Source organism: Microbacterium sp. LCT-H2 (assembly GCF_001866135.1).
Taxonomy (GTDB): domain Bacteria; phylum Actinomycetota; class Actinomycetes; order Actinomycetales; family Microbacteriaceae; genus Microbacterium.
This window is the reverse complement of the sequence record NZ_MODW01000004.1, coordinates 121,651-148,279: the sequence shown is the minus strand read 5'-3', so window position 1 is coordinate 148,279 and position 26,629 is coordinate 121,651. Positions and strand designations below refer to the sequence as shown.

Annotated in this window: 29 protein-coding genes; 15 read left to right on the top strand and 14 right to left on the bottom strand. The window is 71.3% G+C overall.

The features are described from left to right. Positions 1 to 19 precede the first annotated feature (19 nt). Complete coding sequence (locus BK819_RS11440; RefSeq protein ID WP_071329253.1) at positions 20 to 865, bottom strand: exodeoxyribonuclease III; 846 nt, start codon at positions 863 to 865, stop codon at positions 20 to 22. Between the two features lie 37 nt (positions 866 to 902). Here BK819_RS11440 and pyrE point away from each other — a divergent pair, with 37 nt between their 5' ends. Both pyrE and BK819_RS11430 read left to right on the top strand, forming a co-directional pair. After that, positions 903 to 1,463, top strand: a complete 561-nt coding sequence (pyrE, locus tag BK819_RS11435; protein ID WP_025104912.1) for an orotate phosphoribosyltransferase — start codon at positions 903 to 905, stop codon at positions 1,461 to 1,463. Next, positions 1,460 to 2,362, top strand: coding sequence for an ROK family protein (locus BK819_RS11430; RefSeq protein ID WP_071329252.1), 903 nt, complete (start codon positions 1,460 to 1,462; stop codon positions 2,360 to 2,362). Before pyrE ends, BK819_RS11430 begins: the two co-directional genes overlap by 4 nt. Positions 2,363 to 2,370: 8 nt before the next feature. Here BK819_RS11430 and BK819_RS11425 read toward each other — a convergent pair whose 3' ends face one another. From BK819_RS11425 to BK819_RS11415, 3 genes are all read right to left on the bottom strand, one after another. Further along, positions 2,371 to 2,739: a hypothetical protein gene (locus BK819_RS11425; RefSeq protein ID WP_071329251.1), complete on the bottom strand. Its 369-nt coding sequence runs from the start codon at positions 2,737 to 2,739 to the stop codon at positions 2,371 to 2,373. A 122-nt stretch (positions 2,740 to 2,861) separates the two neighbouring features. Then, positions 2,862 to 4,004 (bottom strand): sugar MFS transporter, encoded by a 1,143-nt coding sequence (locus tag BK819_RS11420; protein WP_071329250.1) that lies wholly within the window; start codon positions 4,002 to 4,004, stop codon positions 2,862 to 2,864. Position 4,005: 1 nt separating this feature from the next. Continuing rightward, a complete protein-coding gene (locus tag BK819_RS11415) occupies positions 4,006 to 4,908 on the bottom strand; it encodes a MurR/RpiR family transcriptional regulator (RefSeq protein WP_071329249.1) in 903 nt (300 codons plus the stop codon). A gap of 165 nt (positions 4,909 to 5,073) precedes the next feature. Here BK819_RS11415 and BK819_RS11410 point away from each other — a divergent pair, with 165 nt between their 5' ends. The 8 genes from BK819_RS11410 (at position 5,074) to BK819_RS11375 (ending at position 14,470) form a co-directional block, all read left to right on the top strand. After that, complete coding sequence (locus tag BK819_RS11410; protein WP_071329248.1) at positions 5,074 to 6,624, top strand: ABC transporter substrate-binding protein; 1,551 nt, start codon at positions 5,074 to 5,076, stop codon at positions 6,622 to 6,624. A gap of 67 nt (positions 6,625 to 6,691) precedes the next feature. After that, the gene (locus tag BK819_RS11405; protein ID WP_071329247.1) at positions 6,692 to 7,663 is read left to right on the top strand and encodes an ABC transporter permease; all 972 of its coding nucleotides are present in this window, start codon (positions 6,692 to 6,694) and stop codon (positions 7,661 to 7,663) included. Then, positions 7,660 to 8,547, top strand: a complete 888-nt coding sequence (locus BK819_RS11400) for an ABC transporter permease (protein WP_071329246.1) — start codon at positions 7,660 to 7,662, stop codon at positions 8,545 to 8,547. The genes BK819_RS11405 and BK819_RS11400 overlap by 4 nt, the downstream gene beginning before the upstream one ends. Next, positions 8,544 to 9,449, top strand: a complete 906-nt coding sequence (gene murQ / locus BK819_RS11395; RefSeq protein ID WP_071329245.1) for an N-acetylmuramic acid 6-phosphate etherase — start codon at positions 8,544 to 8,546, stop codon at positions 9,447 to 9,449. The genes BK819_RS11400 and murQ overlap by 4 nt, the downstream gene beginning before the upstream one ends. Next, entirely contained in the window at positions 9,449 to 10,639 is a 1,191-nt protein-coding gene (locus tag BK819_RS11390; protein WP_071329244.1) for an anhydro-N-acetylmuramic acid kinase, read from the top strand. Before murQ ends, BK819_RS11390 begins: the two co-directional genes overlap by 1 nt. After that, complete coding sequence (locus tag BK819_RS11385; protein ID WP_143049282.1) at positions 10,636 to 11,763, top strand: enolase C-terminal domain-like protein; 1,128 nt, start codon at positions 10,636 to 10,638, stop codon at positions 11,761 to 11,763. Before BK819_RS11390 ends, BK819_RS11385 begins: the two co-directional genes overlap by 4 nt. After that, positions 11,760 to 12,842: a serine hydrolase gene (locus tag BK819_RS11380; protein WP_071329243.1), complete on the top strand. Its 1,083-nt coding sequence runs from the start codon at positions 11,760 to 11,762 to the stop codon at positions 12,840 to 12,842. The genes BK819_RS11385 and BK819_RS11380 overlap by 4 nt, the downstream gene beginning before the upstream one ends. Continuing rightward, entirely contained in the window at positions 12,839 to 14,470 is a 1,632-nt protein-coding gene (locus BK819_RS11375; RefSeq protein ID WP_071329242.1) for an ABC transporter ATP-binding protein, read from the top strand. The genes BK819_RS11380 and BK819_RS11375 overlap by 4 nt, the downstream gene beginning before the upstream one ends. 24 nt (positions 14,471 to 14,494) lie before the next feature. Here the strand turns inward: BK819_RS11375 and BK819_RS16850 are convergent, their stop codons facing one another. The 6 genes from BK819_RS16850 to BK819_RS11350 all read right to left on the bottom strand — a co-directional run bounded on the left by BK819_RS16850 (position 14,495) and on the right by BK819_RS11350 (position 18,416). Further along, positions 14,495 to 14,659 carry a hypothetical protein gene (locus BK819_RS16850; RefSeq protein ID WP_177173830.1) on the bottom strand — a complete coding sequence of 55 codons (165 nt, stop codon included), beginning with the start codon at positions 14,657 to 14,659 and terminating at the stop codon, positions 14,495 to 14,497. Continuing rightward, complete coding sequence (locus BK819_RS11370; RefSeq protein WP_071329241.1) at positions 14,656 to 15,225, bottom strand: YdeI family protein; 570 nt, start codon at positions 15,223 to 15,225, stop codon at positions 14,656 to 14,658. Before BK819_RS11370 ends, BK819_RS16850 begins: the two co-directional genes overlap by 4 nt. A gap of 1 nt (position 15,226) precedes the next feature. After that, entirely contained in the window at positions 15,227 to 16,036 is an 810-nt protein-coding gene (locus BK819_RS11365) for an HAD-IIA family hydrolase (RefSeq protein WP_025104898.1), read from the bottom strand. Positions 16,037 to 16,132: 96 nt separating this feature from the next. Beyond that, positions 16,133 to 16,765 carry a metal-dependent transcriptional regulator gene (locus BK819_RS11360; protein ID WP_071329240.1) on the bottom strand — a complete coding sequence of 211 codons (633 nt, stop codon included), beginning with the start codon at positions 16,763 to 16,765 and terminating at the stop codon, positions 16,133 to 16,135. 44 nt (positions 16,766 to 16,809) lie between these two features. Beyond that, positions 16,810 to 17,109 carry a hypothetical protein gene (locus BK819_RS11355; RefSeq protein ID WP_071329239.1) on the bottom strand — a complete coding sequence of 100 codons (300 nt, stop codon included), beginning with the start codon at positions 17,107 to 17,109 and terminating at the stop codon, positions 16,810 to 16,812. A gap of 20 nt (positions 17,110 to 17,129) precedes the next feature. Then, complete coding sequence (locus tag BK819_RS11350; RefSeq protein WP_371259842.1) at positions 17,130 to 18,416, bottom strand: Nramp family divalent metal transporter; 1,287 nt, start codon at positions 18,414 to 18,416, stop codon at positions 17,130 to 17,132. 103 nt (positions 18,417 to 18,519) lie between these two features. Here BK819_RS11350 and BK819_RS11345 point away from each other — a divergent pair, with 103 nt between their 5' ends. Next, complete coding sequence (locus BK819_RS11345) at positions 18,520 to 19,185, top strand: TrmH family RNA methyltransferase (protein ID WP_071329238.1); 666 nt, start codon at positions 18,520 to 18,522, stop codon at positions 19,183 to 19,185. 27 nt (positions 19,186 to 19,212) lie between these two features. On the opposite strand, the gene BK819_RS11340 is transcribed toward BK819_RS11345, so the two are convergent. Together BK819_RS11340 and BK819_RS11335 are read right to left on the bottom strand one after the other, a co-directional pair. After that, positions 19,213 to 19,551 (bottom strand): hypothetical protein, encoded by a 339-nt coding sequence (locus BK819_RS11340; RefSeq protein WP_071329417.1) that lies wholly within the window; start codon positions 19,549 to 19,551, stop codon positions 19,213 to 19,215. 119 nt (positions 19,552 to 19,670) lie between these two features. Then, on the bottom strand, positions 19,671 to 20,993 hold the full coding sequence (locus BK819_RS11335; RefSeq protein ID WP_071329237.1) for an MATE family efflux transporter: 1,323 nt from the start codon (positions 20,991 to 20,993) through the stop codon (positions 19,671 to 19,673). Positions 20,994 to 21,088: 95 nt separating this feature from the next. Here BK819_RS11335 and BK819_RS11330 point away from each other — a divergent pair, with 95 nt between their 5' ends. Beyond that, positions 21,089 to 21,637 (top strand): DUF1992 domain-containing protein, encoded by a 549-nt coding sequence (locus tag BK819_RS11330; protein ID WP_071329236.1) that lies wholly within the window; start codon positions 21,089 to 21,091, stop codon positions 21,635 to 21,637. Position 21,638: 1 nt separating this feature from the next. Here BK819_RS11330 and BK819_RS11325 read toward each other — a convergent pair whose 3' ends face one another. Together BK819_RS11325 and BK819_RS11320 are read right to left on the bottom strand one after the other, a co-directional pair. Continuing rightward, the gene (locus BK819_RS11325) at positions 21,639 to 22,115 is read right to left on the bottom strand and encodes a DoxX family membrane protein (RefSeq protein ID WP_071329235.1); all 477 of its coding nucleotides are present in this window, start codon (positions 22,113 to 22,115) and stop codon (positions 21,639 to 21,641) included. Continuing rightward, complete coding sequence (locus tag BK819_RS11320; protein WP_071329234.1) at positions 22,112 to 22,564, bottom strand: DM13 domain-containing protein; 453 nt, start codon at positions 22,562 to 22,564, stop codon at positions 22,112 to 22,114. Before BK819_RS11320 ends, BK819_RS11325 begins: the two co-directional genes overlap by 4 nt. 154 nt (positions 22,565 to 22,718) lie before the next feature. Between BK819_RS11320 and BK819_RS11315 the strand changes: the two genes are divergently transcribed. From BK819_RS11315 to BK819_RS11305, 3 genes are read left to right on the top strand one after another with little or no spacing between them, the layout of a single operon-like run. Next, entirely contained in the window at positions 22,719 to 23,414 is a 696-nt protein-coding gene (locus BK819_RS11315) for a response regulator transcription factor (RefSeq protein WP_071329416.1), read from the top strand. After that, entirely contained in the window at positions 23,414 to 24,574 is a 1,161-nt protein-coding gene (locus BK819_RS11310) for a sensor histidine kinase KdpD (protein WP_083391759.1), read from the top strand. The genes BK819_RS11315 and BK819_RS11310 overlap by 1 nt, the downstream gene beginning before the upstream one ends. Positions 24,575 to 24,619: 45 nt before the next feature. Further along, positions 24,620 to 26,605, top strand: a complete 1,986-nt coding sequence (locus BK819_RS11305) for a M13 family metallopeptidase (RefSeq protein WP_071329233.1) — start codon at positions 24,620 to 24,622, stop codon at positions 26,603 to 26,605. The last annotated feature ends 24 nt before the right edge of the window (positions 26,606 to 26,629 follow it).

The window sequence follows — 26,629 nt, the reverse complement described above, 5'->3', positions numbered from 1 at the left end:
CCCTGAGCCTGTCGAAGAGTCAGGAGAAGATCATCGGCAGGTCGTCGTCGGCGTCGTCGCCGCCGAAGTCCAGATCGACCACCACGGGCACGTGGTCGCTGGGCTGCTCGCCCTTGCGCTCGTTGCGGTGGATCGAGGCGCCGGTGACGGCATCGGCGAACGTCTTCGAGCCGAGGATGAAGTCGATGCGGATGCCCTCGTTGCGTGGGAACTTCAACCGCTGATAGTCCCAGTAGGTGTAGCCCTCGGGGAGCAGCGGCCGCACGACGTCGGTCACGCCCGCGTCGGTCAGCGCGAAGAACGCGTCACGCTCGGCGGGGGAGACGTGGGTGGAGCGGCCGACCACGATGTCGGGATCGCCGTTGTCGTGGTCGAACGGGATGATGTTGAAGTCGCCGACGAGGGCGAGCGGAAGGTCGGGATTCGCCGACAGCTCGGCGGCGGTGGACTGCTTGAGCTGCTCGAGCCAGTGCAGCTTGTAAGCGTAGTGCGGGTCGTCGAGCGAGCGGCCGTTGGGCACGTACAGGCTCCAGACGCGCACGCCGTCGACCATGACGCCCAGCGCGCGCGCCTCCTGCGGGGCGTCGGGGCCCTCGTGGCCCTTCGCGAACCCGGGCATGCCGTCGAACGCGGTGCGCACGTCGGTGATGGGCAGCCGGCTGGCGATGGCGACGCCGTTCCACTGATTCAGGCCGTGCACCTCGACGTGATAGCCGGCCTCCTCGAACGGTGCATACGGGAACTGCTCCGGCTTGCACTTCACCTCCTGCATCGCGAGCACGTCGATGTCTTCACGGACGGCGAACTCGACGGTGCGGGTGACGCGGGTGCGGATGGAGTTGACGTTCCAGGTGGCCAAGCGCATGCGTCCAGCCTAGGGTGTGCCTCCTACACTGGATGCCGTGACCGCACTCGACGCAGACCGCCAGACCCTCCTCGCTCTCATCACGGACGAGGCGGTGTTCCACGGCGATTTCACCCTCTCCAGCGGCAAGAAGGCGACGTACTACGTCGACATGCGCAAGCTCACCCTCGACCACCGCGCCGCCCCGGCCATCGGCCGCATCATGCTCGACCTGATCGCCGATCTCGACGTCGTCGCCGTCGGCGGTCTGACGCTCGGCGCCGACCCGATCGCGAACGCCGTCCTGCATGCCTCGGTCGGCACCGATCGTCCGCTGGACGCGTTCGTGGTGCGCAAGGAGCCGAAGGACCACGGTCGCGGTCGCCAGATCGAGGGCGCCGACGTGAAGGGCAAGCGCGTGGTCGTGCTGGAGGACACCTCGACCACCGGGCAGTCCGCGCTCAAGGCGGTCGAGGCGCTGCGCAAGGAAGGCGCGGAGGTCGTCGCGGTCGCGGTGATCGTCGACCGCAAGACCGGCGCGCAGGCCGCCATCGAGGCCGAAGGCCTGGAGTGGCGCGCGGCCTTCGACCTCGACGACCTCGGACTCGACCCGCAGTGACCCGCTACGCGCTGGCTGTCGACGTGGGCGGCACGAAGATGGAGGCCGCCCTCGTCGCCGACGACGGCACGCTCGTCCCCGGCAGCCGCAGCCGGCAGCCCACCGGTCGGGAGGCGACGTCCGCGTCGTTGACGGCGGCGGTCGACGCCATCGTGCGGCATGCGCTCGCCGTCCTTCCCGCCGACGCGGAGCTCGTCGGCGCCGGGATCGGCAGCGCGGGTCCCGTGGATCGGACCCGCGGTGAGATCCTGCCGGTGAACATGCCCCTCGCGCGGGGGTTCGGCCTCGTCGACGCGGTCGCCCGTGCGGCCTCGACCGCACTCGGCCGGGACGTCCCGGCGGTCCTGGGTCACGACGGCGGCGCGCTCGCGCTCGCGGAGTCGTGGCTGGGGGCGACGCAGCAGGCGGGAGCCTCCCTGTCGATCGTCGTCTCCACCGGCGTCGGCGGCGGTTTCGTCGTGGGAGGTGCGTATGTGCCCGGGGCGAGCGGCAACGCCGGGCACCTCGGCCAGGTGCGCCGCGAGGGCGGGCTCACTCTCGAGGAGATCGCCTCCGGACCTGCCAGTGCCGCCTGGGCGCGGGAGCAGGGCTGGTCAGGCGCGACCGGGGAGGACCTGGCCCGGGATGCCGCGGCCGGTGTCGCCGTCGCCCGTGCGGCGATCGAGCGCTCGGCCCGCGCCGTCGGCGAGGCGCTGGCCGATGCCGCCACCCTCGTCGACCTCGACGCCGTCGCCATCGGCGGCGGCTTCTCGCGGGTGTCGGCGGACTACATCGACCTCGTCCAGCAGGCTCTCACCGCCAGCGCCGTGCACGAGTACTCCCGTCGCACCCGCGTCGTCCGCTCGGGCCTGGGCGACGAGGGGCCGTTGATCGGCGCCGCCGCCCTCGTCCTGCGCTGACGGGAGGCTCAGCTCCCCGATACGAGCAGGTGTCGCGGGGGCCCCTCGAGCCGGGCGACGGCGATCTTCAGATCCGTGACGTCCGCCGCCACCGCATCGATGTGTGTGGTGAGCTTCTCTTCGACCGAGTCGATGCGTGTGGTGAGCTTATCTTCGACGGAGCCGATGCGTGCGGCGAGCTTCTCTTCGACGGAGCCGATGCGTGCGGCGAGCTTCTCTTCGACCGTGTCGATGCCTGTGGAGAGCCGGTGGTCGACGGTGCCGAGACGCTCATCGATGCGACGGATCATCCACGCCCCTGCCGCGAACAGACTCGCGCCGAGGGTGAGCACGACGCCGATCGCGCTGACGATGATCGTGAGGGTGTCCGCGGACACGGTGCTCCCTTCCTCGGTGCGGGTGTGGCTTCGACGATACGGGGTCGCCGTGCGGGCGCCGCTCGAAATTCCGGCATCTGTGAAGAGGTCGTGTGCAGGCCCGATGGGGGAGGAAGAGTGCGTCACCGCAGCGCCGGGACGGCGCGCCCGGAGCGTGACGCCACGAGCATGAGCACGGGGATGACCGCGCACAGGACGGCGGACACGAGGAACGTGACGCTCGACGCCGGGTCGCGCCCGATCAGCAGGACGAGCGTCGGGGCGAACGTGCCGCCGACCGCGCCGCAGGCCACGAGCGCCCCGGTGACCGCGGCGCTGCGGGCCGGATCGAGTCGGTCGAGCGCGAGTCCGAGGATGAGGCCGTAGCTCGGGGCCAGCAGGACCACGACGACGGCGAGGATGATCAGCGCCGCGACCGGCTGATCGCCGAGGAGCACGCCGGCGAGCACCAGGAGGACGGCGGCAGCCCCCGTCGCGGTCGCCAGCAGGGCGAGCGGCGGAACCGCCGCCCGCCGGAGAGCGGCGGCGCCGAAGCGGCCGACGGCCATCAGCGCCCAGAAGGCGGAGGTGCCAAGCGCGGCGGTGGCGGGTTCGATCACGAGCGCCCGCTCCGGGATCACGGCCGACCAGCCCGACAGGACGGTCTCCACGCCGACGTAGAGCGGCAGCGCCAGCGCGAAGGGGAGGAGGACGAGCAGGGAGCGTGCGTCCCGTCGTGCCGGGGCCTCGGCCAGACGGGCGAGAGTGGTGGCGCCGGCGAGCACCGCGGCGGTCGCCAGGGGTACGGTCGCGAGCAGCGTCAGGGCCGGACGGGCGCCGGCCCCGAGCGCCACCACGAGTGGTGTGACGGCGGCGCACACGGCGACCGTGCCCATCAGGGCGCTCAGCATCCCGGTCGTGCTCGCCGCGCTGGCGGCCTTGGCTGCCACGGAGCCCGCTGCCTCGACGAGACCGAACCCGAGCCCCGCGAGCGCGGCGGCCGCGAGGAAGACGCCCGGATCCGTCGCGAGGGCGACACCGACGATGGCGGCCGCCTGCAGGAGGCTGCCCAGCACGAGCGTCGTCCGGGGTGGGCGGCGCACCAGGAGCGGACCCGACAGCAGCACGCCCACGAGGAGTCCCGCGAAGAGGACGGGCACGGCGGCACTCAGGTCGGCGTCCGTCGCGTGCTCCGCGGAGGGAAGGACGGCCGGGACGAACGCCGCGGTCACGCCGAGGCCGCCGAACGCCGTGAACAGCCCGACGCGGAGTCGGCGCGCGCTCATCTCAGGCACCGCCCGCGCGCACGTGATGTACGGCGGCGAAGGTGTCGCGGAGGGCCTCCATCGATCGGTCGTAGTTGGACTGCGCGACCCCGATGAAGATGCAGTCGACGACCATGAGCTGGGCGATCCGGCTGCCCAGGGCTCCGGAGCGGAAGCCCGTCTCGCGCGCGGCGGTGGTCAGCACGATGTCGGCCTGACCGGCGAGCGGGGAGCCGGCGTGGTTGGTGATGGCGATGGTCGTCGCGCCCGCCTGTCGGGCGAGCAGGAGGAACTCGATGGTGTCTGTCGTGGCGCCCGTGTGCGAGACGGCGATCGCGACGTTCCCCGGTCCGAGGGTGGCAGCGGAGGTCCAGGCGGCGTGCGGGTCGGACCATTCCAACGCCGTCCGCCCGATCCGGGTGAGCTTGCGCTGGAGGTCGAGCCCGACGATGGAGCTCGCCCCCACGCCGAAGATGTCCACCCGGGTGGAGGAGGTGATCGCCTCGACCGTGGCGCGGAGCGCGTCGGTGTCGAGCACCTTGGCAGTGTCGGCGAGGGAGAGCGTCTCGGCGAGCGACACCTTCGCGACGATGTCGGCGAGGGTGTCGTTGCGGTCGATGTCGCCGGACACCGCGGGGAGCGCGGCGGTGTCGAACGTCTCGCGCTCGACCTCCCGCAGCACATGGTTGCGCAGCTCGCGCACATGGTCGTACCCGAGTCGTTTGCAGAACCGCACGACGGACGTGGTCGAGGTGTCGCAGCGGTGCGCGAGCTCGGCGACGGAGAGCCCGGCGGTCCCGGCGGGGTCGGCGAGGAACAGGTCGGCGATGCGCTGCTCGCTCGGACGGAGTTCGGGGCGCAGGGCGCGCATCCGCACGAGCACGAGGTGGGTGCCGGCGTCGTCGCGAGCGGCATCGTGGGGCATGGGGTCTCCGATCGGTGTTCATAACACTAGAGGAACTTCTGTTACACGCGTAGGTACTTTCGTGTACTTTTGGTACTTACCCAGACCGACGATGTTCGCGGGGCATCAGGCAGCACCGCCTGATCCGAGCCAGGGCGACGCGGTCCCAGCCAGGAGGAAACAGCAATGAGCACAGCACGGTGGGCGTCTCTCGGCGCCCTCACCGCCACCGGCCTCGCCGCGGCGCTCGTCATCACCGGGTGTTCCGCGCCGGCGTCGAACCCGTCCGACACCGGATCCGGAGCCGCCGGCGGCGACCTGGTCATCGGCGTCACGAGCGATCCCGACACCCTCTTCCCGTGGAAGGCCACCCAGTTCCAGGCGGTCAACGTCCTGCAGAACCTGTACGGCACCCTGACCGAGTTCGACGAGGAGCTCAACGTCGTCCCCGGTCTCGCCGAGTCGTGGGACGTCTCCGAGGACGGCCTCACGGTCACCCTCCACCTCCGCGAGGGCGTCACGTTCGCGGACGGCAGCGCCTTCGACTCCGCCGACGTGAAGTACTCGCTGGACGCGATCGCCGATGAGGCGACCGCTGCCGTGGCCGCGAGCTCCCTCGCCTCGGTCGCCGCCGTCGAGGCCACCGACGAGAGCACCGTCACCCTCACCCTCAGTGCCCCCGATGCCGCGCTCCCCGCGAACCTCGCCGTCATCAACATGGCGATGCTCTCGTCGGACGACACCGAGGAGGCGCTCAACACCACCCCGAACGGCACCGGCCCGTTCGTGCTGGAGGACCGGAAGGCGAGCCAGTCGCTCACCCTCGCCAAGAACGAGGACTACTGGGGCGACACCGCGCTGCTCGACACCGTCGAGTTCCGCGTGATCCCCGACGAGTCGTCCATCGTCTCGGCGATGCAGTCCGGCAACGTGCAGCTGGCCGTGTTCGACGACCCGCTCGTCGCGCAGACGGCCGAGGGCGCGAACGTCGAGGTCGCCACCACCCCGCAGCTCAGCTACCACGCCCTGCAGCTGAATGCGCAGCGCGGCGACCTCGCCGACGTGAACGTGCGCCTCGCGATGCAGTGCGCGATCGACCGTCAGGAGGTGCTCGACACCGCCGCGCTCGGCGAGGGCGAGGTCACCGGTCCGATCACCTCTCCGGCGTTCAAGTCCGACCCGGACGCGCGCCCGTGCCCCGAGCGTGACCTCGACAAGGCGGCCGAGTACCTGAAGAAGGCCGGCAAGGAGGACGGCGTCACCGTCAAGACGATCGTGTCCCAGGGCGAGTACGCCACCTCCGTCAACGAGGCGCAGAACCTCAAGGCGCAGCTCGCCGACGCGAACATCACGCTCGACCTCGAGGTGCTCGAGTCCGGCGCGTTCGTGGACCGCTGGATCGCGGCCGACTTCGACGCCGCGGTCGCCCTCAACGGCGGACGCCCGGACCCGGACGGCATGTACGGCCGTTACTTCACCAGCACCGGCAACCTGAACCAGGTCGCGGGGTACTCCTCGCCCGAGCTCGACGCGCTCTTCGCCGAGGGACGCGAGACGGCCGACCCCGAGAAGCGCAAGGACATCTACGCGCAGGTCTCCGAGAACCTCGAGGACAACGCCGCCTGGATCTGGCTGTTCACCAGCTACACCTACACGGCGACGGCCTCGACCGTCGACGGCTTCACCCCGATGGCGAACGGCTCGCTGCAGTACCTGCGGACCACCTCCATCCAGTAGTGGAACGAGGGGGCGCGGACGTCCGCGCCCCCTCGGCTCCCCGACGACAGGCATCTCTCCCACGCGCATGTTCAGACAGCTCCTCCGCAACAGCGTGCTGCGACGCATCCTCGCAGCCCTCGGCACCCTCTTCGGCGTCGCCGTCTTCGTCTTCCTGATGCTGCGCGCCATCCCCGGCGACCAGATCAGCTCCGGTCTCGGTACCGAGGCGGCGGCCCTCACACCGGCGCAGCGCGCCGCCCTCGAGGCGTACTACGGTCTCGACCAGCCGCTCGTCGTGCAGTTCTTCTCGTGGCTCGGCAACATCTTCACCGGCAACCTCGGCTTCTCCTCCCGGGCGCAGACGAGCGTCCTCGACCTCACCGCCGCCGCTCTTCCCGTGACTTTCGAGCTCGCGATCATCTCCATCGTGATCGCGCTGGCCATCGGCATCCCGCTCGGCATGCTGTCCGCCTCGAAGCCCGACTCGTTCCGTGACGGCGTCGGTCAGGTCGTCGGCCTCGCCGGGCTCTCGATCCCTGCCTTCCTGCTCGGCACGGCACTGCTCGCGATCCTCGCCCAGTCGTTCGGATTCAACCCCAACGGGCAGGCGTACGCCACGCTCTTCGAGAACCCGCTGCTGAACCTCCAGCAGATGCTGCTGCCCTCGATCGTGCTCGGCTTCGGCATCGCCGCACCGATCATGCGCACGACCCGCACGGCGGTGCTCGAGATCCGCTCCAACGACTTCATCCGCACCGCCAGGGCGAAGGGCGTGCCCCCGCGTCGGCTGCAGGTGCGTCACGTGCTCGGCAACGCCCTGGTGCCCATCGTCACGATGACCGGTCTGCAGTTCGGCTACCTCCTCGGCGGTGCCGTCGTGGTGGAGCAGATCTTCTCGCTCCCCGGCATCGGGCGCCAGGTGCTGCTCGGCATCCAGCAGAAGGAGTACGCGCTCGTGCAGAGCACCGTGCTCGTGATCGCGCTCGCCTTCGTCATCGTCAACCTGCTCACCGACCTGCTCTACCGGGTCATCGATCCTCGGGTGCGTGCCGCATGACCGACATCTCTCAGACCCCGACCCTCGCCCCCGGCGGCGGACGCACCATGGAGCGCGTGCGTCTCCTGCTGCGCAGCCGCAGCGGTCTCTCCGGCCTCATCATCGTCGCGCTGCTCGCGGTGCTCAGCCTCGTCTCGGCGTTCGGCCTGCTGCCGTTCGACCCGCTCGCGCAGGACCCGCCGTCCCGGCTGCAGCCGCCGTCCGCGGTGCACTGGTTCGGCACCGACCAGTTCGGCCGCGACGTGTTCTCGCGGGTAGCAGCCGGTGTCGCCAACTCGGCGCTCATCTCCGTGGTCGCCGTGGCGTTCGCGACCGTGGTCGGCACGGTCTGCGGACTCATCGCCGGTTTCTACCGCGGCTTCTCCGACGGTGCGATCACGGCGGTCACCAACGTGCTGTTCGCGTTCCCGCCGCTGCTGCTCGCCCTGTCGCTCGCCTCGGTGTTCGACCGCAACTGGTTCACGATCGCCGTGGCCATCGCGATCGTCTACGTGCCGATCTTCATCCGCGTGACCCGCGGCCCCGTGCTGTCGCTGCGCGAGGTGGAGTACGTCAAGGCGGCCAAGAGCACGGGGCAGAGCCGCATGGCGACCATGTTCCGCCACGTCCTGCCGAACATCACCTCGATCATCATCGTGCAGGTCACGCTCTCCCTCTCGTGGGCGGTGCTCACGGAGGCGTCGCTGAGCTTCCTCGGACTCGGGACTCCGCCGCCCGCGCCCTCGCTCGGCTCCATGATCTTCGAGGCGCGGACCCTCGTGACCATCGCCCCGTGGACGATGATCGCCCCCGGCGTGGTCGTCGTGCTCCTCGTCGTCGGCCTGAACCTGCTGGGCGACGGGCTGCGCGACAGCCTCGACCCGCGGAATAGGGGCAAGCGATGATCGCGGAAGACCTCGGCGCCCTCGCCACCGAGGCGAGCGACCCCCGGTACGCCCGCCTCGACCAGATGAGCGTGGCCGAGCTCGCGCAGACCATGAACGAGGCCGACGCCACCGTGCCCGCGGCCGTGCAGCGCGCTCTCCCGCAGATCGTCCCGGCGATCGAGCAGACGGCCGCGCGCATGGCGCAGGGCGGACGCCTGGTCTACGTCGGCGCAGGCACCCCCGGACGCATCGGCGTGCTCGACGCCTCGGAGTGCCCGCCCACGTTCAGCACCCCGCCGGAGCTGGTGTTCGCGATCATGGCCGGCGGTCCCGGTGCGATCGTGAACCCCGTCGAAGGCGCGGAGGACGACGCGGAGGCCGGGGCTGCGGCCATCGACTCCGCGGGCATCGGCCCGCTCGACACCGTGATCGGCATCGCGTCCAGCGGCCGCACGCCGTACGTGGTCGCCGCCGTCCGGCGGGCGCGGGAGCGCGGGGCGCTCGGCGTCGGCCTGTCGTGCAACACCGGCACCGCGCTGAGCGCGGTCGCCGAGCACGGCATCGAGGTCGAGGTCGGCCCCGAGGTGCTCGCCGGCTCCACGCGCCTCAAGTCCGGCACGGCCCAGAAACTGGTCCTGAACATGTTCTCGACCATCGCGATGGTCCGGAACGGCAAGGCCTACGGCAACCTGATGGTCGACGTGAAGGCCACGAACCACAAGCTCCGCGAGCGCGCGATCCGCATGGTGCGGACGATCGCCGACGTCGATCGCGACACGGCGGCCGCCGCGCTGGAGAGCGCAGGGTGGGACGTGAAGCTCGCCACCATCATGATCCGCCGCGGGGAGGACCTCGCCGCGGCCACCGACCGACTCGCGGCGGCCGACGGCCGTCTGCGCACCGCACTGGAGGAGAACTGATGCGCGTCCTGGGACTGATCTCCGGCACCTCGCACGACGGGATCGACGCCGCCGTCGTCGACTTCGCCACCAACGGGGGCTTCACGGCGCACGGTGTCGATCTCCGGGGCACGGTGCTCGCGTCCACGAGCGTCCCCTACGACCCCGAGCTGCGGGCACGACTCATCGCCGCGCTCCCTCCGGCGCAGACCACCCTGGCCGAGGTGGCCGAGCTCGACACCCTCATCGGGCAGGCATTCGCCGAGGTCGCGGCCGAGGTCGCGGCCGAGGTCGGCGGTGTCGACGCGGTGTGCTCGCACGGCCAGACCGTGTACCACTGGGTCGACGGCGCCCACGCGCTCGGCACCCTCCAGATCGGGCAGCCGGCCTGGATCGCCGAGAAGACCGGGGTGCCCGTCGTCTCCGACATCCGCATCCGCGACATCACCGCGGGCGGCCACGGCGCTCCGCTCGTGTCGTTCCTCGACGAGCTGCTGCTCCGTGGCCGCGCCGGCATCTCGGCGGCGCTGAACCTCGGCGGCATCTCGAACATGACCGTCGTCCGCCCCGACGGCCTCGTCGCCTACGACATCGGCCCCGCGAACGCCCTGGTCGACGCGGTCATCGTCGCGCACGACCTCAACCCGCTCGGCTATGACGACGATGCGGCGATCGCTCGGACCGGACGGGTCGACGAGGCGCTGCTGGACGCGATGCTCGCAGACCCCTACTACGCGCTCACCCCGCCGAAGAGCACGGGCAAGGAGCACTTCCACCTCGCCTACGTGCAGGAGCACCTCGCGGCGCAGGGACGCGAGATCGCGGTCGCCGACGTCGTGCGCACGCTCACCGAGCTCACGGTCCGCACGGTCGCCCGCGACGTCGAGGCCGCCGGGATCGGCTTCCTCGCGGTGTCCGGCGGCGGCTGCCGCAACCCGCTGATCCTCGACGGGCTGCGGACCGCGCTGCCGCAGACGGAGGTCGTCCTGGCCGACGAGCTCGGCGCCCCCGCCGACAGCAAGGAGGCCATCCTCCTCGCGCTCATCGGCTGGTCGACCCTGCACGGCGTCCCCGCCATCGTCCCCGGAGGGACGGGGGCGCGCGAGCCGCGCATCCTCGGCACGATCACGCCCGGCGCCGGTCCGCTGCAGATGCCCGAGCCGGTCGCGGCCGTCGATTCCCTCACCCTCACGGAGGCGGCGGGATCGTGACCGTCGTCGAGCGGATGCGCGTGCTGCGGGTGCCTTCGCCCCTGGCGCGTCCCTTCGTCACGGCCGTCCGTCGTACGGACCACCTCGACGTCGTGCTCGTGGAGGTGACCGACGCCGACGGCCGTCGCGGGTACGGGGAGGCCGCGACGAGCTGGCGCGTCACCGGGGAGAGCCCCGAGAGCGTGACGGCCGTGGTCGCCGGTACCTTCGCCGACGCCGTGCTCGGGCGCTCCGTCGACGATCCCGGGCTGCCGGACGCCCTCGCTGCGGCCGCCTGGGGAAACGCCGCCGCCCGCAGCGCGGTGGCCTGCGCGCTCGCCGACCTCGCCGCGCAGCACCGGGATGAGCCGCTCGCACCGACGCTCGCCCCGCACGCAGACGCGCCCCCGCGCATCCGCACCGACATGACGCTGTCCGTGGCGAGGCCGGCCGCGCTGGCCGCGACCGCCGTCGAGCACGCGGCGGCGGGATTCCGCTGTCTCAAGATCAAGGCGTCCCGCGAACACGACACGGTCGCGGGTCTCCTGGCCGTCCGCGCCGCCGTCGGCGCCGACATCACGCTGCGCGTGGACGCGAACCAGGCGTGGGACGCCGAGACCGCGATCCGCGTCATCCAAGCGGCGGAGGACGCCGGTCTCGGGCTCGAGTTCGTCGAGCAGCCCGTCGCCGCGCGCGACCTGGATGCGCTGGCCGCGGTGACCGCCGCCGTCGACACCCGGATCATGGCGGACGAATCGGTCCGCACCGCGCAGGATGTCCGCGACATCGCCGTGCGCGGAGCTGCCGGGCTCGTGAACGTCAAGCTCGCCAAGACCGGCGGGCTCCGCGAGGCGCTCGCCTGCGTGCAGGCCGCCCGCTCCGCCGGACTCGGCATCATCGTCGGCTGCATGATGGAGTCGCACGTCGGGGTGGCCGCCGCGGTGCACCTCGCCGCCGCGGTCGCTCCGGACGTCGTGCACGACCTCGACGCGGCGTCGTGGCTGCGCCGGTCGCCGGTGACCGGAGGGCTCACCGCCGACGCGGAGTGGCTCACCCTCGCCCCGGCCGCAGGACTGGGGATCACCGGGATCGCCCCCGACGCCGAGGTGCTGCTCGACCGCTCCCGCACAGGAGCTCTCGTATGAGCGCCGCCGAGGCGATCGCCGCGGTCCTCACCGGGCCGACCGCGCCGCGGGGAGCCGTCGCCGGTGTCGCCACCCGCACGAGCCGGGACACGGCCGCCGGCGGCTTCGCCGACCTCGCGGGGACGCCGGTCACGACGGAGACGGCGTTCGACCTCGCCTCGGTCACCAAGGTCGCCGCGACCACCACCGCGCTCCTCGGGCTGGCCTCCCGGGGGGACCTCCGGTTCGACGATCCGGTGGACCGCTTCGTCTCCGGAACCGCCTGCGCCCCAGGGACGACCGTGCGGCACCTGCTCCTGCACCGGGCGGGGCTCTGGGAGTGGCAGCCGCTCTACCTCGACGGCACGCATGTCGACGGCGCGGCCGCCGCCGACACGCTCCCGCTCCGCTACGGCGTGGACGACGGGCGGCACTACTCCGACCTGGGCTTCCTGATCCTCGGACGGATCATCGCCGCCGTGACCGGCCTCTCCCTGGACGCCGCCGTGCGCGAGCTCGTGACCGGGCCCCTCGGCCTCACGCGCACGGGCTACGGGCCCGTCCCCGGGCCGGTCGCGTCGTCCACGGGCGACGGCGATGCCGCCGAGCGACGGATGGTCGCCACCGGCACGCCCTACCCGATCCTCACCTCTCGCCGGCACTTCCCCTGGCGCGAGGGCGAGATCACCGGCGTCGTCAACGACGGCAACTGCTTCCACGCCCTGCACGGCGTCTCGGGGCACGCCGGCCTGTTCGGCACGGTCGACGAGCTGCTGACCCTCGGCGTCGCGCTCGCCGACCCCGAGGTGCCCCACGACCTCTGGGACCCGGCGCTCGTGGCCGAGCTGTTCCGCGACGGCCCGGACCCCGGTCAGGCCCTCGGCTGGCGCAGCGACACCGTGACGGCGGACGGACGCCCGACCCGGATGCTCTGGCATCCCGGCTACACGGGGTGCGCGCTCGGCGTGGTCCCCGCCACCGGGACCGCCGTCGTCCTGCTCGCCAACCGGCTGTTCGCCGACGAGATCGCCCCCACCGAGACCCTGTGGCGCGCAGCGCTGCCCGCACTCCTCGACCCCGAAGGAACGAGTACCCCATGAGCACCACCCCGCCCGTGCTGAGCATCGACGGCCTCGCGGTCGCCTTCCGGACCGGCTCCGAGCTGGTCACCGCGATCAGCGACATCACGATCGACATCGCCGCCGGCGAGACGGTCGCCGTGGTCGGCGAATCCGGCTCCGGGAAGTCCACCACCGCGGCCGCGGTCAACCGTCTGCTGCCCGAGAACGGCGTCATCACCGCGGGGAGCATCCGCTTCGAGGGCCGCGAGCTCACCGACCTCCCCGAGAACGCGATGGTGTCCCTCCGCGGAGCCGGAATCGGCCTCGTGCCGCAGGACCCGATGTCGAACCTCAACCCCCTCATGCGCGTCGGAGAGCAGATCGGCGAGGCCCTCGAAGTGCACGGGTACACCAGCGGCGACGGGACGAAGGCCCGCGTCGTCGAGCTGCTGGAGATGGTCGGGATCCCCGATGCCGCCCGCCGGGCGACCCAGTACCCGCACGAGTTCTCCGGAGGCATGCGGCAGCGTGCGCTCATCGCGATGGGGCTCGCCTGCAAGCCGCGGCTGCTCATCGCCGACGAGCCCACCTCGGCGCTCGACGTCACCGTGCAGCGGCGGATCCTCGACCAGCTCGACCAGCTGACCGACGAGCTGGGCACCGCGGTGTTCCTCATCACCCACGACCTCGCCCTCGCCGCCGAGCGCGCCGACCGCATCGTCGTGATGTTCCGTGGCCGTGTCGTGGAGGAGGGCACGTCGGCGGACGTCCTCGGCAACCCGCAGCACGAGTACACCCGGCAGCTGCTCGCGGCCGCGCCGAGCCTCGCGTCCCGCCGCGACGCCCTCCCGACGCGCGAGGTCACCGCCGACGCCGTGCCGTTCGTCGAGATCCGGGACCTGCGCAAGGAGTTCCCGCTCCGGAATGCGAAGGCCGGGGAGCCGCAGACCTTCACGGCGGTCGACGGTGTGAGCTTCTCGATCCGCCGCGGCACGACCGTGTCCATCGTGGGCGAGTCGGGTTCGGGCAAGTCCACCACGGCGAACATGGTGCTGGGATTGGAGGACGCGACCTCCGGGGCCATCCTCTTCGACGGCACCGACCTCACGGCCCTCCGCCGCACGGAGCTCTTCGCGCTGCGCCGCCGCGTGCAGCCCGTCTTCCAGAACCCCTATGCCTCGCTCGACCCGCGGTACACCGTGGAGCAGTCGATCGCCGAGCCGCTGCGCGTGCACCGGATCGGGACCGGCGCCACCCGGCACGCCCGCGTCCTGGAACTCCTGGAGCAGGTCGCGCTGCCCGCGGCCATGGCCGAGCGACTGCCGCACGAGCTCTCCGGCGGACAGCGGCAGCGGGTCGCGATCGCCCGCGCCCTGGCCCTGGAGCCCGAGCTCGTCGTGCTGGACGAGGCGGTCTCCGCGCTCGACGTGCTGGTGCAGGCGCAGATCCTCGAGCTCCTCGCCGACCTGCAGAAGAACCTCGGGCTCAGCTACCTCTTCATCAGCCACGACCTCGCGGTCGTGCGCATGATCTCGGACGAGGTGCACGTGATGCAGCGCGGCGTCGTGGTCGAGAGCGGCACCCCGGAGAGCATCTTCGACACGCCGCAGCATCCGTACACCCGGGAGCTGCTCGCCGCGATCCCCGGAGCGTCGCTCGCCTCCTGAGGCCTCGGGACGGCGACCGTCGGCTCAGCGCCGGCGGTCGTCGTCGTCCCAGGGACCCTCCCACCAGCCGGAGCGGTCGTCATCCTCGCCGCCGCGGCGGCGGGAGCGCACGAACTGCACGACGAAGACCGTCAGCGACGTGAGCGTGATGAGGATCAGGACGAGGAACAGCAGGTCGCTCTGGTTCATGGGCGCTTCCCCTCCGCGGCATCCGCCACGATCTTCGCGATGCGGGCGGCCTTGGTCTCCGGACGCTTGGCCATCGCGATGTGCGTGAGGCCGAACTTCTTCACCGACTTCGGGAACGCATCCCAGCTCGCCCTCGCCGCCGGTACTGCGTCGAGGGCGGCCGTGAGCTCCGGCGGCTCGATGCCGGCCTCGGGGCCGTCGAGCAGGGTCCACGAACCGTTCGCCTTCGCCGTCTCCAGCGCCCGGATGCCGGCGGGGGCGAGGAGCCCCGCGGCCTCCAGCTCCGCGATACGGGCCTTGTTCGTCGCCGCCCAGCCGCTGCCAGGGCGTCGAGGGGAGAACCACTGGCCGCCGGTCTCGTCGTCGAACGTGCGCACCGGGCCGTCGATCCACCCGAAGCACAGCGCCTGACGGACGGCGTCCTCGTAGCCGACGCCGAGGGCGGATCGGCCGCGCACGCTCAGCAGCCACACCCCGGCCGTGCGTTCGTGGTTCGCCTCGAGCCAGGCGCGCCAGGCCGCGGCGTCCGCCGCCGTGACCCGCTCGCCGTCGTCGAGGGCGCCCACGTCAGTCCTCGTCGAGGGTGGGGATCGAGTCGGTGATGGTCGGCAGCAGGTCGGCGACCGAGTCGACGATCTCGTCCGGTCGGAAGGGGTACTGCTCGATGATCCGCTGGTCGCTGATGCCGGTGAGGACGAGCACCGTGTGCAGACCCGCCTCGATGCCGGCGACGATGTCCGTGTCCATCCGGTCGCCGATCATGCCGGTCTTCTTCGAGTGCGCGCCGATCTTGTTCAGGGCCGAACGGAACATCATCGGATTGGGCTTGCCGACGACGTAGGGCTCCTTGCCGGTGGCCTTGGTGATGAGGGCGGCGATCGCTCCCGTGGCCGGCAGCACCCCGTCGGCGCTCGGGCCGGTGGCGTCCGGGTTGGTCACGATGAAGCGCGACCCGTTGATGATGTGGCGGATGGCCTTCGTGATGGCCTCGAACGAGTAGTTGCGGGTCTCGCCGACGACGACGAAATCGGGGTTCGTCTCGGTCATGATGAAGCCGGCCTCGTGCAGCGCGGTGAGGATGCCGGCCTCGCCGATGACGAACGCGGAGCCGCCGGGGAGCTGCTGCGCGAGGAAGTCGGCGGTCGCGAGCGCTGACGTCCAGATGCGCTCTTCCGGCACGATCAGGCCGCTCGCACGGAGGCGGGCGGAGAGGTCGCGGGCGGTGAAGATCGAGTTGTTCGTGAGCACGAGGTAGGGGATCTCGTTGCGCTCCCATCCGGCGAGGAGTTCGGAGGCCCCGGGGATGGCGTCGTTCTCATGGACGAGCACGCCGTCCATGTCGGTGAGCCAGCATTCGATGTCGTCACGGTGTGCCATGTGCTCAGCCTAGAGGCCCCACCTTTCCTTTCGAATCGCCTGATTGGCCCCATCCCCGGCCGATCTGCCGCAAAGTGCGCGATTCGAAGCCGGGGGTCAGGCCGACAACCACACCACGTCGCGGGCGGCGGGGGGCAGCGGAGGCTCGGTGCCGTCGAGGGTGATGCCGGTCGGGGTCACGGTCACGGTCGTCCCCACGACGATCCCGTGGGAGTCGAGGGTCCGCAGGAGCTCCGGGTCGCGGTCGTCGACGCGGAGCACGCGGCCGGTGTGTCCGTCCGGGGCATCGGCGAGCAGGACGAAGGGCTCCCGTTCGATGCGGCCCTCCGCGTCCGGGATGGCGTCTCCGTGCGGGTCGAAGCGCGGGCGGCCCAGGCGCTCGTCGATGCCCTCGAGCAGCCGGTCGCTGATGGTGTGCTCCAGCACCTCGGCCTCGTCGTGCACCTCATCCCACCCGTACCCGAACTCCTGCACGAGCCAGGTCTCGATGAGGCGGTGGCGGCGGACCATCGCGAGGGCCCGGGTGATCCCCGCGTCCGTCAGCCGGACCGCTCCATACGGCACGTGCGACACGAGTCCCGCCGCGGCGAGCTTCTTCACCATCTCCGTGACCGACGACGGCGCGATGCCGAGCTTGGCCGCCAGGACCGAGGGGGTGATCGGCGCATCCTGCCACTCGGTGTGCGCGTAGACGGTCTTCAGATAGTCGTCAGCTGCCGGGGATGCCACCCCACCACCTTACGTGTCCGGGTCGGCCGGCCTCGCGGCCTGAGTCAGGCGCTCGCGGAGCCGAGCAGGATCACGGCCGCCTGCCCCGCGAAGAAGAGCACGAGGAACCCCAGGAGGGCGGCGGCGAGCGACAGGCGCCCGTCGAAGCCCTCCACCTCGGCGATGCCCACCTTGCGGGCACGGAAGGCGAAGATCAGGGTGGCGACGCCGAGGGCGAGCTGCACCCACGGGCTGGCGGGGCCGATGACCTTCGGGAAAGCGATGAGCAGACCGCCGATGACGCCGGTCGCGAAGCCGCTCCAGGTGAGGAAGCGGACGGTGCGACGGGCGGAGGTGGCAGACATGATGTCGAGCCTATCCGGCGTCATGACCCGGTCAGCACCAGCCAGAGCAGGGCGCCGTTCAGGGCGATGAGGAGCACGGAGGCCGCGATGCCGGCGACCGTCGTCCACACCCGGTTGACCCAGACGCCGAGCGTGCGGCGCTGTGCGGTGAGGGCGACGAGCGGGATCAGCGCGAACGGGATGCCGAACGACAGCACGACCTGGCTGAGGACGAGGGCGAGCGTCGGGTCCACCCCGATGCCGAGGATCACCAGCGCGGGGATGAGCGTCACCAGGCGCCGGGCCAGCAGGGGGATGCGTACGTGCAGCAGGCCGTGCATGATCTCGGCGCCCGCGTACGCGCCGACGGAGGTCGAGGCGAGACCGGAGGCGAGCAGCCCCACGGCGAAGAAGGTCGCCACGGCCGGACCGAGGCCCGCGGCAAGGGCGGCGTGTGCGCCCTCCAGGGAGTCGGTCCCCGCGACGCCCGCGAGGTTCGCCGCCGCGAGGAGCAGGATGCCGAGGTTCACGGAGCCCGCGATGACCATCGCGATCGTCACATCCCACCGTGTCGCCGTGAGCAGGCGGCGGATCCGCGACGTCTCGACCCGGGCGGCCTCCTCGGTTGTCTCGGCGCTCGTCGCACCGAACCGGTCGCGGGCCAGGGAGGAGTGCGCGTAGATCGCGTGCGGCATGATCGTCGCGCCGAGGATCGAGGCGGCGAGGAGTACGGACCCCGTGTCCTCGAAGCGCGGCACGAGGCCGCTCACCACGCCGGCTGGGTCGGGCGGCGCGAGGAACAGGCCGGCCATGAAGCCGATCGTGATCACGAGCATGAGTCCGATGATCGCGAACTCGAAGGGACGGGCGCCGCGACGGTTCTGCACCGCGAGCAGGGCCATCGACACGGCCCCGGTGATGAGTCCGCCCCACAGCAGCGGGACGCCGAAGAGCAGGTTCAGGGCGACGGCGCCGCCGATGACCTCGGCGAGGTCGGTCGCCATCGCGACCAGCTCCGCCTGCAGCCAGTACGCGCGGCGGGCCCAGGGACGGTGCAGCCGCCGGCCCAGCACCTCCGGGAGGCTCTGGCCGGTGACGACGCCGAGCTTCGCGGACAGGTATTGGATCAGCCAGGCCATCACGTTGCCGGCGACGACCACCCACACGAGCAGGTAGCCGTACTGCGCCCCCGCGGTCATGTTGCTGGCGACGTTGCCCGGGTCGAGGTAGGCGACACCCGCCACCAGCGCCGGTCCCAGCAGCCACAGCAGGCGCGGCGAAGCGGTGCGAGCGGGGATCAGGAGAGAGGCGGTGGGATTTTTAGGCACACCGAAACCGTAGCGTATTTTTCGGTATACCTAAATATTCTCGGCCGGTGTGCGGCCCCTCCGCCGGACGGCGGCCGGGCCGACGCGGCGATAGCCTGGCGGGATGGATGCGCAGCGCCCCGAGAGCCCGGAACCGACCGCCTCCGGGGGGTCCTCGGCGCAGCCCGGATATGGCGTCGGCCCGTGGCCCGGAGGGCCGTCTGCCTGGCCCGAGGGAGAGCAGTACGATCCCGAGCTCCTCGCGCACGGCGACACGCGGAACGTCATCGACCGCTATCGCTACTGGCGCATGGAGGCGATCGTCGCCGACCTCGATACGCGGCGTCATCCGTTCCACGTCGCGATCGAGAACTGGCAGCACGACATGAACATCGGTTCCATCGTGCGCAGCGCCAACGCGTTCCTCGCCGACACGGTGCACATCATCGGCCGCCGTCGCTGGAACAAGCGCGGCGCCATGGTGACCGACCGCTACCAGCACGTCGTGCACCATGAGGACATCGCGACCTTCGCCGCCTGGGCTGCCGCGGAGGGCCTGCCCGTCATCGCGATCGACAACGTCGACGGGGCCGTGCCGGTGGACCGCGCCGACCTGCCGCGCTCGTGCGTGCTCCTGTTCGGGCAGGAAGGGCCTGGGCTGTCGCCGGAGGCGCTGACCGCCGCTTCGGGTCACATCGAGATCACGCAGTACGGCTCGACCCGCTCGATCAACGCGAGTGCCGCCGCCGCCGTCATCATGTACGAGTGGTGCCGTCGCCACGCGGAGTGACCACGAGGAGCGGTCGCGCCTGCTCCGTCAGGCCGGATCGATCCCGAACAGGTGTCGCGAGATCGCGCTGACGTCGCGGTCGAGACCGTCCATGCGCCGGCTCAGGCCATGCACCTCCTTCCGGAGATCTCCGATCTCGGCTTTCACGCCGACGATCTCGCCCTTGATCCCGACGATCTCGCCCTTGATCCCGCCGATCTCGCCCTTGATCCCGCCGATCTCCGTGTGGATCCCGCCGATCTCCGTGCGGACCGTGCCGATCTCCGTCTTGATGATCCTCACAAACATCGTCGCCATGAGCGTGATCGTGGCGTACATGCCCGAGGCGAGAACCCCGATCGTGGTCCATACCTGTGCGTCGTTCATCCCCAGCATCCCTTCAGTGTCGCTCCATGCTGCACCGGAGGGCGAGAGGGGCGGGGCGCTGTATTCCGCTCTGCCCGGCGACAGGGGATAAGTCGTTCTCTCCGTCGACTGTGGAGGACTTATGCCGACGCGGCGAGCCAGCGCCCGGAGCGCACTCGCCACCCCAGCGTCGCCAGCCGTGCGAGCAGGTACACCCCGAAGAACGCGACGGCGAGCCACACGAGGCCGGCGGTGCCGTCGACCCCCGTCGCGGCGATGATCGCCAGCGTGGGCAGGAACGGCACGAGGTTCAGTCCGCCCGCGATCGCCAGGTACCGGGCGTCGTCGGCCCCCATGAGCACGCCGTCGAGCACGAACACCACGCCTGCGATCGGCTGCGCCACCGCGAGCACGAGCAGGGCCGGCTGCACCACCTCCGCCACGGCCCGGTCGCCGGTGAAGACGATGCCGAGCACCCCGGAGAGGGCGGCGATGACGCCGCCGACCACGACGCCGAACCACGCCCCCCAGGCGACCGTCCGCCCCAGCACCCGGCGCACCTGAGCCTCATCCCCGGCGCCGAGCTCTTTGCCGATCAGTGCCTGCGCCGCGATCGCGAGCGCGTCGAGGGCGAAGGCCGCCGCCGAGAAGATGGTGAACACGATCTGCCACCCGGCGAGCTCCTCGGTGCCGATCCCGGTCGCCACCGCCACGGTCGCGAGCAGGGCGACGCGCAGGCTCACGGTGCGGAGGAACAGCCAGCCGCCCGACGTCGCGGTGTGGCGCAGACCGTCCCGTTGGGCACGCAACGAGGCGCTGTGCCGGGTCGCGAGGCGCCGGACCACGAGCGCGTACGCCGCCACCATGCCCCACTGCGCCGTCACGGTGCCCGCCGCGGAGCCGGCGATGCCCCAGCCGAGCCCGTAGATGAAGAGCCAGTTCAGCAGGGCGTTCGCCGCGAAGCCGAGTCCCGCGATCCACAGTGGCGTCATGGTGTCCTGCATCCCGCGCAGGAGACCGGTGGCCGCGAACACGATGAGCATCGCGGGGAGGCCCCACATCGAGATCACGAGGTATTCGTTGGCCTGTGCTGCGACCTCGGCGCTCGCGCCGAACAGGGACACGAGCCAGGGGGACGAGACGGCGCCGACGACGGCGAGCACGGCACCCAGGCCGAGCGCGAGCCACATGCCGTTGATCCCGACCGAGACCGCCTCCCCCGGACGCCCGGCCCCGAACCGTCGCGCGACCGCGGGGGTCGTGGAGTACGCGAGGAACACCATGAGGCCGACGATCGTCTGCAGCACGGCTCCGGCGATGCCGAGCCCGGCGAGGGGGACGGTGCCGAGGTGGCCGACGAGGGCGGCATCGACGATGAGGAACGCCGGCTCCGCGATAAGCGCACCGAGCGCGGGGACGGCCAGGCGCAGGATCTCGCGGTTCAGAGAGGTGCGGGCGGCCATCCTCCGAGCCTATGACCTGTCGTCGACACCCGAGACCTCCGGCCTCGACCGGACGTAGGGTGAGAGGAGGAGCTCCGAGCGGACGGAGGCGCATCATGACGGATCCCCGGGAGGCGGCCGCGCGCTATCGGGCCCGACAGCAGCAGGGCGATGATGTCGCCGACGACGCGGACACCGCCGCACCTCCCGGTGCCGCTGCCGCGGTGGACCGCGCCGCCTTCGTGGAATCCGCCATCCAGGTCGCCATCCGCCGTGGCGACTTCGATGACCTTCCGGGAGCAGGCAAGCCGCTCGAAGGGCTCGGCGACCACCACGACCCGGACTGGTGGATCCGTCGCAAGATCGAGACCGAGGGCCTGACCGGGCTCGGTCCTCCCGCCATCCTCCTGCGCACGGAGGACCGCGAGCTCGACGGACAGCTCGACCTCCTCGGTCGCGAGTCCGATGTGCGCGAGGTGCTCGAGGACTTCAATCGGCGTGTGCGCGAGGCCCGACGCCAGCTCCAGGGCGGACCCCCGGTCGTGACGCCGTTGCGCGACGTCGACGCCGAGGTCGTCGCGTGGGCGCAGCGCCGGGCGACGCGGCCCGCCCCGTCCGAGACGCCATCCCGGCGCCGACGTTTCGGTCGTCGACGCCGGGGATGACTCAGGCCTCCGGTCCCTCCACCGGACGCGCCCGCCGCGCCCGCACCCAGCCGTCCACCCCGAGCCGCCCGGCGGCGACGATCGCCAGCACCATCGCGGACAGCACCGCCATCACGGGGTACTGCGCGATCAGCTGGTCCGCGCTCCAGTAGAGCGCCAGGGTCCCGACCGAGACGAACGCGGCCGTTCGGGTGAGCAGCCCCGACACGAGGAGGACGCCCAATCCGACCTCCAGTGCCGGGATCGCGACCCCGAAGAACGCCGGTGCCGAGGCCATCGCCGCCCCGAGCGGGTCGAAGAAGTCCGGCACCCTCGTGTTCCCCTGCGCGCTCTGCGCCACGAGTTCGATGTCGGCCGCCCCGAATCCCGCCCGATACTTCAGCGTCCCCTCGATGAGCCACAGCACCCCGACCGCCACCCGAGCGGCCGCTCCCAGCAGCGAGCCGATCAGAAGACGAGTGGATCGTGGCGCGGTCATGACAGCTCGGCTGCCCCGAACACGGCCTTCGCCTTGTCGCAGTAGATGACGACGTGGGAGTAGTCCTCCGCGTCGACGCCGTCCAGGGTGAAGGTCTGCGTCGCGGTGTCGTACGAGACCGCGTCGACGAGCATGCCGGAGGCGATCGCCGCCTCGTCCGTGCCGTCCGTCAGGTAGACGTGCAGATCGGGGCCCTCGTCCGAGGAGAACTCCGACAGCATCACCTCCGTGTCGGAGACGGAGACCATGCCGGCGACCTTCTTGCCGTTCAGGCCCGCGAACTCCCCGCTCTTCGCGGTCGTGTCCGTGGTGGTGGCGTCGCTCTCTGCGGTGCTCTGCGAGGCCGAGGAGGAAGGGGTCGACGTGTCGGCCGTGTCCTGCGGGCTGCAGGCTGCGAGCGTCAGGGCGAGCCCGAGGGCGGCGGTGGTGGCGAGAAGGGTCTTGCGCATGATGGTCTCCTGTTCGATGGAACGCCGTCGTGGCGGATGCCGCGGCGGAGGTGCTGCACAGCACGCTAGGAAGCGGAAGCGGGCCGTGGGGAAGACCTTTCGGAACCGTAAGGATCCGTCGGTGCGTTGTCGCGTGGGGGTTACCCTCGACGGCATGGAAGGGGTCATCAGAGTCGCCGTCGTGGAGGACGATCCCACGGTGCGCGAGGCCGTGGGGGCGTACCTTCAGGCCCACGGCTATGCGGTGTCGAGCTTCGGGGACGGCGTCTCCGCACGGACTGCGCTGCGGGAGGCCGTCCCGGATGTGGTGATCGTCGACCGGATGCTGCCCGGCCTCAGCGGCGACGAGCTCTGCCGCGAGCTGCGCGCCGTCTCCGACGTGCCCATCATGGTGCTCACTGCCCTGGGGGAGGTGGAGGATCGCATCGACGGCTTCGCGTTCGGTGTCGACGACTATCTCGCCAAGCCGTTCTCGATGAGGGAGCTGTCGATGCGCGTCGCGGCACTGGTCCGTCGGTCCCAGGTCGCGCAGACGTCGTCCGGGGAGCTCCGGAGGGGCGCGTTCGTGATCGACCTGCTGCGGCGCCGCGCCTGGGTGCGCGGAGAGGAGATGGTGTTGACGGGCAGGGAGTACGACCTGCTCCTCTTCCTCGTCCGCAACGACGGTCGCGCGCTGGGTCGCGAGGAGATCCTTCGCGAGGTGTGGGGGTGGACCGTCGGCGAGCGTTCGACGGTCACCGTGCACGTGCGGCGTCTGCGGGAGAAGATCGAGGAGGACCCGCAGGACCCTCGCCATCTGCTCACCGAGTGGGGCGTCGGCTATCGCTTCCTGTCGAGAGGGATCGGCTGATGACGATGATCTCCGGTGGGGTGATCCTGCAGATCGTCCTCACGAGCTTGGCGGTGGCGATCGTCGTCGCCGTCGTCGCCGTGCTGCTCCTGCGAGCCCTGCGGCGTCGCGGGCTCCGTGCCCAGCTGATGGTCGTCGCCAGCGCGGGCACCGTCGCGATGGCGGGGTCCGTGGTGGCCATCGGGCTCGAGATGTACCTCTCCGCCCACGACCTGACCATCCTCCTCACCGTGATCGCTGTGTCGCTCGTGCTCGGTCTGGGCATGGCATGGTGCATGGCGCGCACGGTGCGCGCCTGGGTCGAGGGGTTCTCGGTGTCGCTGGGCAGGATCGGTCGGATGGACGACGCGGTGGCGGACGCGGCGGCCTCTCGGGAGCTCGCCGGCCTCTCGACACAGCTCGCGGTGGTCTCGGCCGAGGTGGACGCGGCGAGGGCCGAGCTGGTGCGGCTGGACTCCGCCCGTCGGCGCTTCTTCGCCTGGATCTCGCACGACCTGCGCACGCCGCTCACCGCTCTCCGCGTGCTCGCCGAAGCGGTGGAGGACGGCACGGCGGCCGCCCCGGAGCGTTTCGCCGGCCAGGTGCGGGGGCAGGTCGAGACGATGAGTCGGATGGTGGACGACCTCTTCGAGCTCTCTCGCCTCACCTCCGGCGCTGTGCAGCTGCAGACGGAGCAGGTGATCCTCCGTGATGTCGTGTCCGATGCGGTCGCCGATGTCGCGGCGGCCGCGGCGACGCGTGATGTCCGGATCGTGGAGCGGGGGATCGCCGGTCCGGTGCTGTGGGCCGATCCGCATCAGCTCGGGCGGATCGTGGTGAACCTGCTCACGAACGCCGTCCGGCATGCGCCTGCGGGCACGGAGGTCGTGCTGTCCGCGTCTATGGTCGACCGGGATCGCCTCGTGCTCGGCGTGCTGGACCAGGGGGCGGGCGTGGCGGTGGAGGATCTGGATCGGATGTTCGACGTCGGCTGGCGTGAGGATCCGGCCCGGCCCGCGGCCGGTGGCGACGACGGCGTCGCCTCCGGGGCCGGCCTCGGGCTGTCGATCGCGCGCGGGCTCGCACGAGCGCACGGCGGCGACGTCTTCGCGGAGCGCACCGACGCGGGCTTCCGCATGAACGTGTCCCTCCCGCTGGGGGTGCCTGGACCCGCGGAGTGACCTGGTCTGGACACCGTGGGGGACCCCGGCCATAGGCTGGAGCGCATGACCGACGTGCTTCCCGCGGGCCTCGCGCTCGACGACCTCAGCCCCGACATCCGCCCGCAGGACGATCTGTATCGTCACGTGAACGGCGCCTGGATCGCTCGCACCGACATCCCGGGGGACAAGGCGCGCTGGGGCTCCTTCCATCTGCTGGCCGAGCAGGCCGAGAAGGACGTCCGCGCGATCGTCGAGGAGTCGCAGGAGGCGGAGGAGGGCACCCTCGCCCGCAAGATCGGCGACCTCTTCGCGAGCTTCATGGACACCGACCGCATCGCCGCGGCCGGCGTGACCCCGCTGGCCGAGACGTTCGCCGAGATCGACGCGATCGACGGTATCCCGGCCTTCCTGCGCACCGTGGGCGCCTACGACCGGGAGGGCCGGGCGGCGGTGATCGGCCTCTACGTCGACGGCGACCCCGGGAACCCGGAGCGCTACCTCCCGGTGCTCGTGCAGGCCGGGCTCTCGCTGCCGGACGAGAGCTACTTCCGTCTCGACACCTTCGCGGAGACCCGCGCGGCGTACCGGGAGCACCTGGAGCGCCTGCTCGCTCTCGCCGGCGTGACCGATGCCGCGGCGCAGGCCGAGCGCTCCATCGCGCTGGAGACCGAGCTCGCCGGACACCACTGGGACAACGTGCGCAGCCGTGACGCGGTGGCGACATACAACCTCAAGACGTGGGACGAGCTGCAGGAGCTCGCCGGCGTCGACCTCAGTCCGTGGCGCGAAGCCGTGACGCCGACGAACCCGCAGGCGTTCGACGAGGTCGTCGTCGCGCAGCCGAGCTTCTTCGAGGGGCTGGGCGCTCTGCTCACTCCCGAGCGGCTGGACGACTGGAAGGCCTGGCTGCGTGCGAAGGTCGTGCACGCGGCGGCGCCCTACCTCACCGACGAGCTCGTGCAGGAGAACTTCTCGTTCTACGGCACCCAGCTCACCGGCGTCCCCACGATCCGCGAGCGCTGGAAGCGCGGCGTCTCCGTCACCGAAGGGGCCCTGGGCGAGGCGATCGGCAAGGTCTACGTCGAGCGGCACTACCCGCCGACGGCGAAGGCGGCCATGGACGAGCTCGTCGCGAACCTCGTCGAGGCCTATCGGCAGAGCATCGAGACCCTGGAGTGGATGACCGCGGAGACCCGGCAGCGGGCGCTGGCGAAGCTGGACGCGTTCACCCCGAAGATCGGGCACCCCGAGGTGTGGCGTGACTACTCGGCCCTCGTGATCGACCGGACCGATCTCCTCGGCAACGTGCGCCGCGCGGCGATCTTCGAGCACGACCGCAACATCGACAAGGTCGGGAAGCCGATCGACCGCACCGAGTGGCACATGCCGCCGCAGATGGTCAACGCCTACTACAACCCCTCGATGAACGAGATCGTCTTCCCCGCGGCCATCCTCCAGTACCCGTTCTTCGACGCCGGACGGGACGCGGCCGCGAACTACGGCGGGATCGGCGCGGTGATCGGGCATGAGATCGGCCACGGTTTCGACGATCAGGGCAGCCGATACGACGGCGAGGGGCGCCTGCAGGACTGGTGGACCGACGCGGATCGCGCGGCCTTCGAGGAGCGCACGAAGGCGCTCATCGCGCAGTACGACGCCCTCGTGCCGGAGGGACTGGACGCCGAGCATCACGTGAACGGCGCCCTCACCATCGGTGAGAACATCGGCGATCTCGGCGGCCTCGGGATCGCGCTGAAGGCGTACGAGCTGTCGCTGCGGGCCGATCCGTCGGTGCCGGAGCCCGTCGAAGGGCCGGTCATCGACGGCTACACCGGTGTGCAGCGGCTGCTCCTGTCCTGGGCGCAGGTCTGGCAGCAGAAGAGCCGCGAGGCCGAGACGCTGCGCCTGCTGACGATCGACCCGCACTCGCCCAACGAGTTCCGGTGCAACCAGATCGTCCGCAACATCGATGCGTTCTACGACGCCTTCGGCGTCACCGAGAAGGATGCCCTCTGGCTGCCGGAGTCGTCCCGGGTGACCATCTGGTGACGAACCTCCGGACTCTGTGAGGCA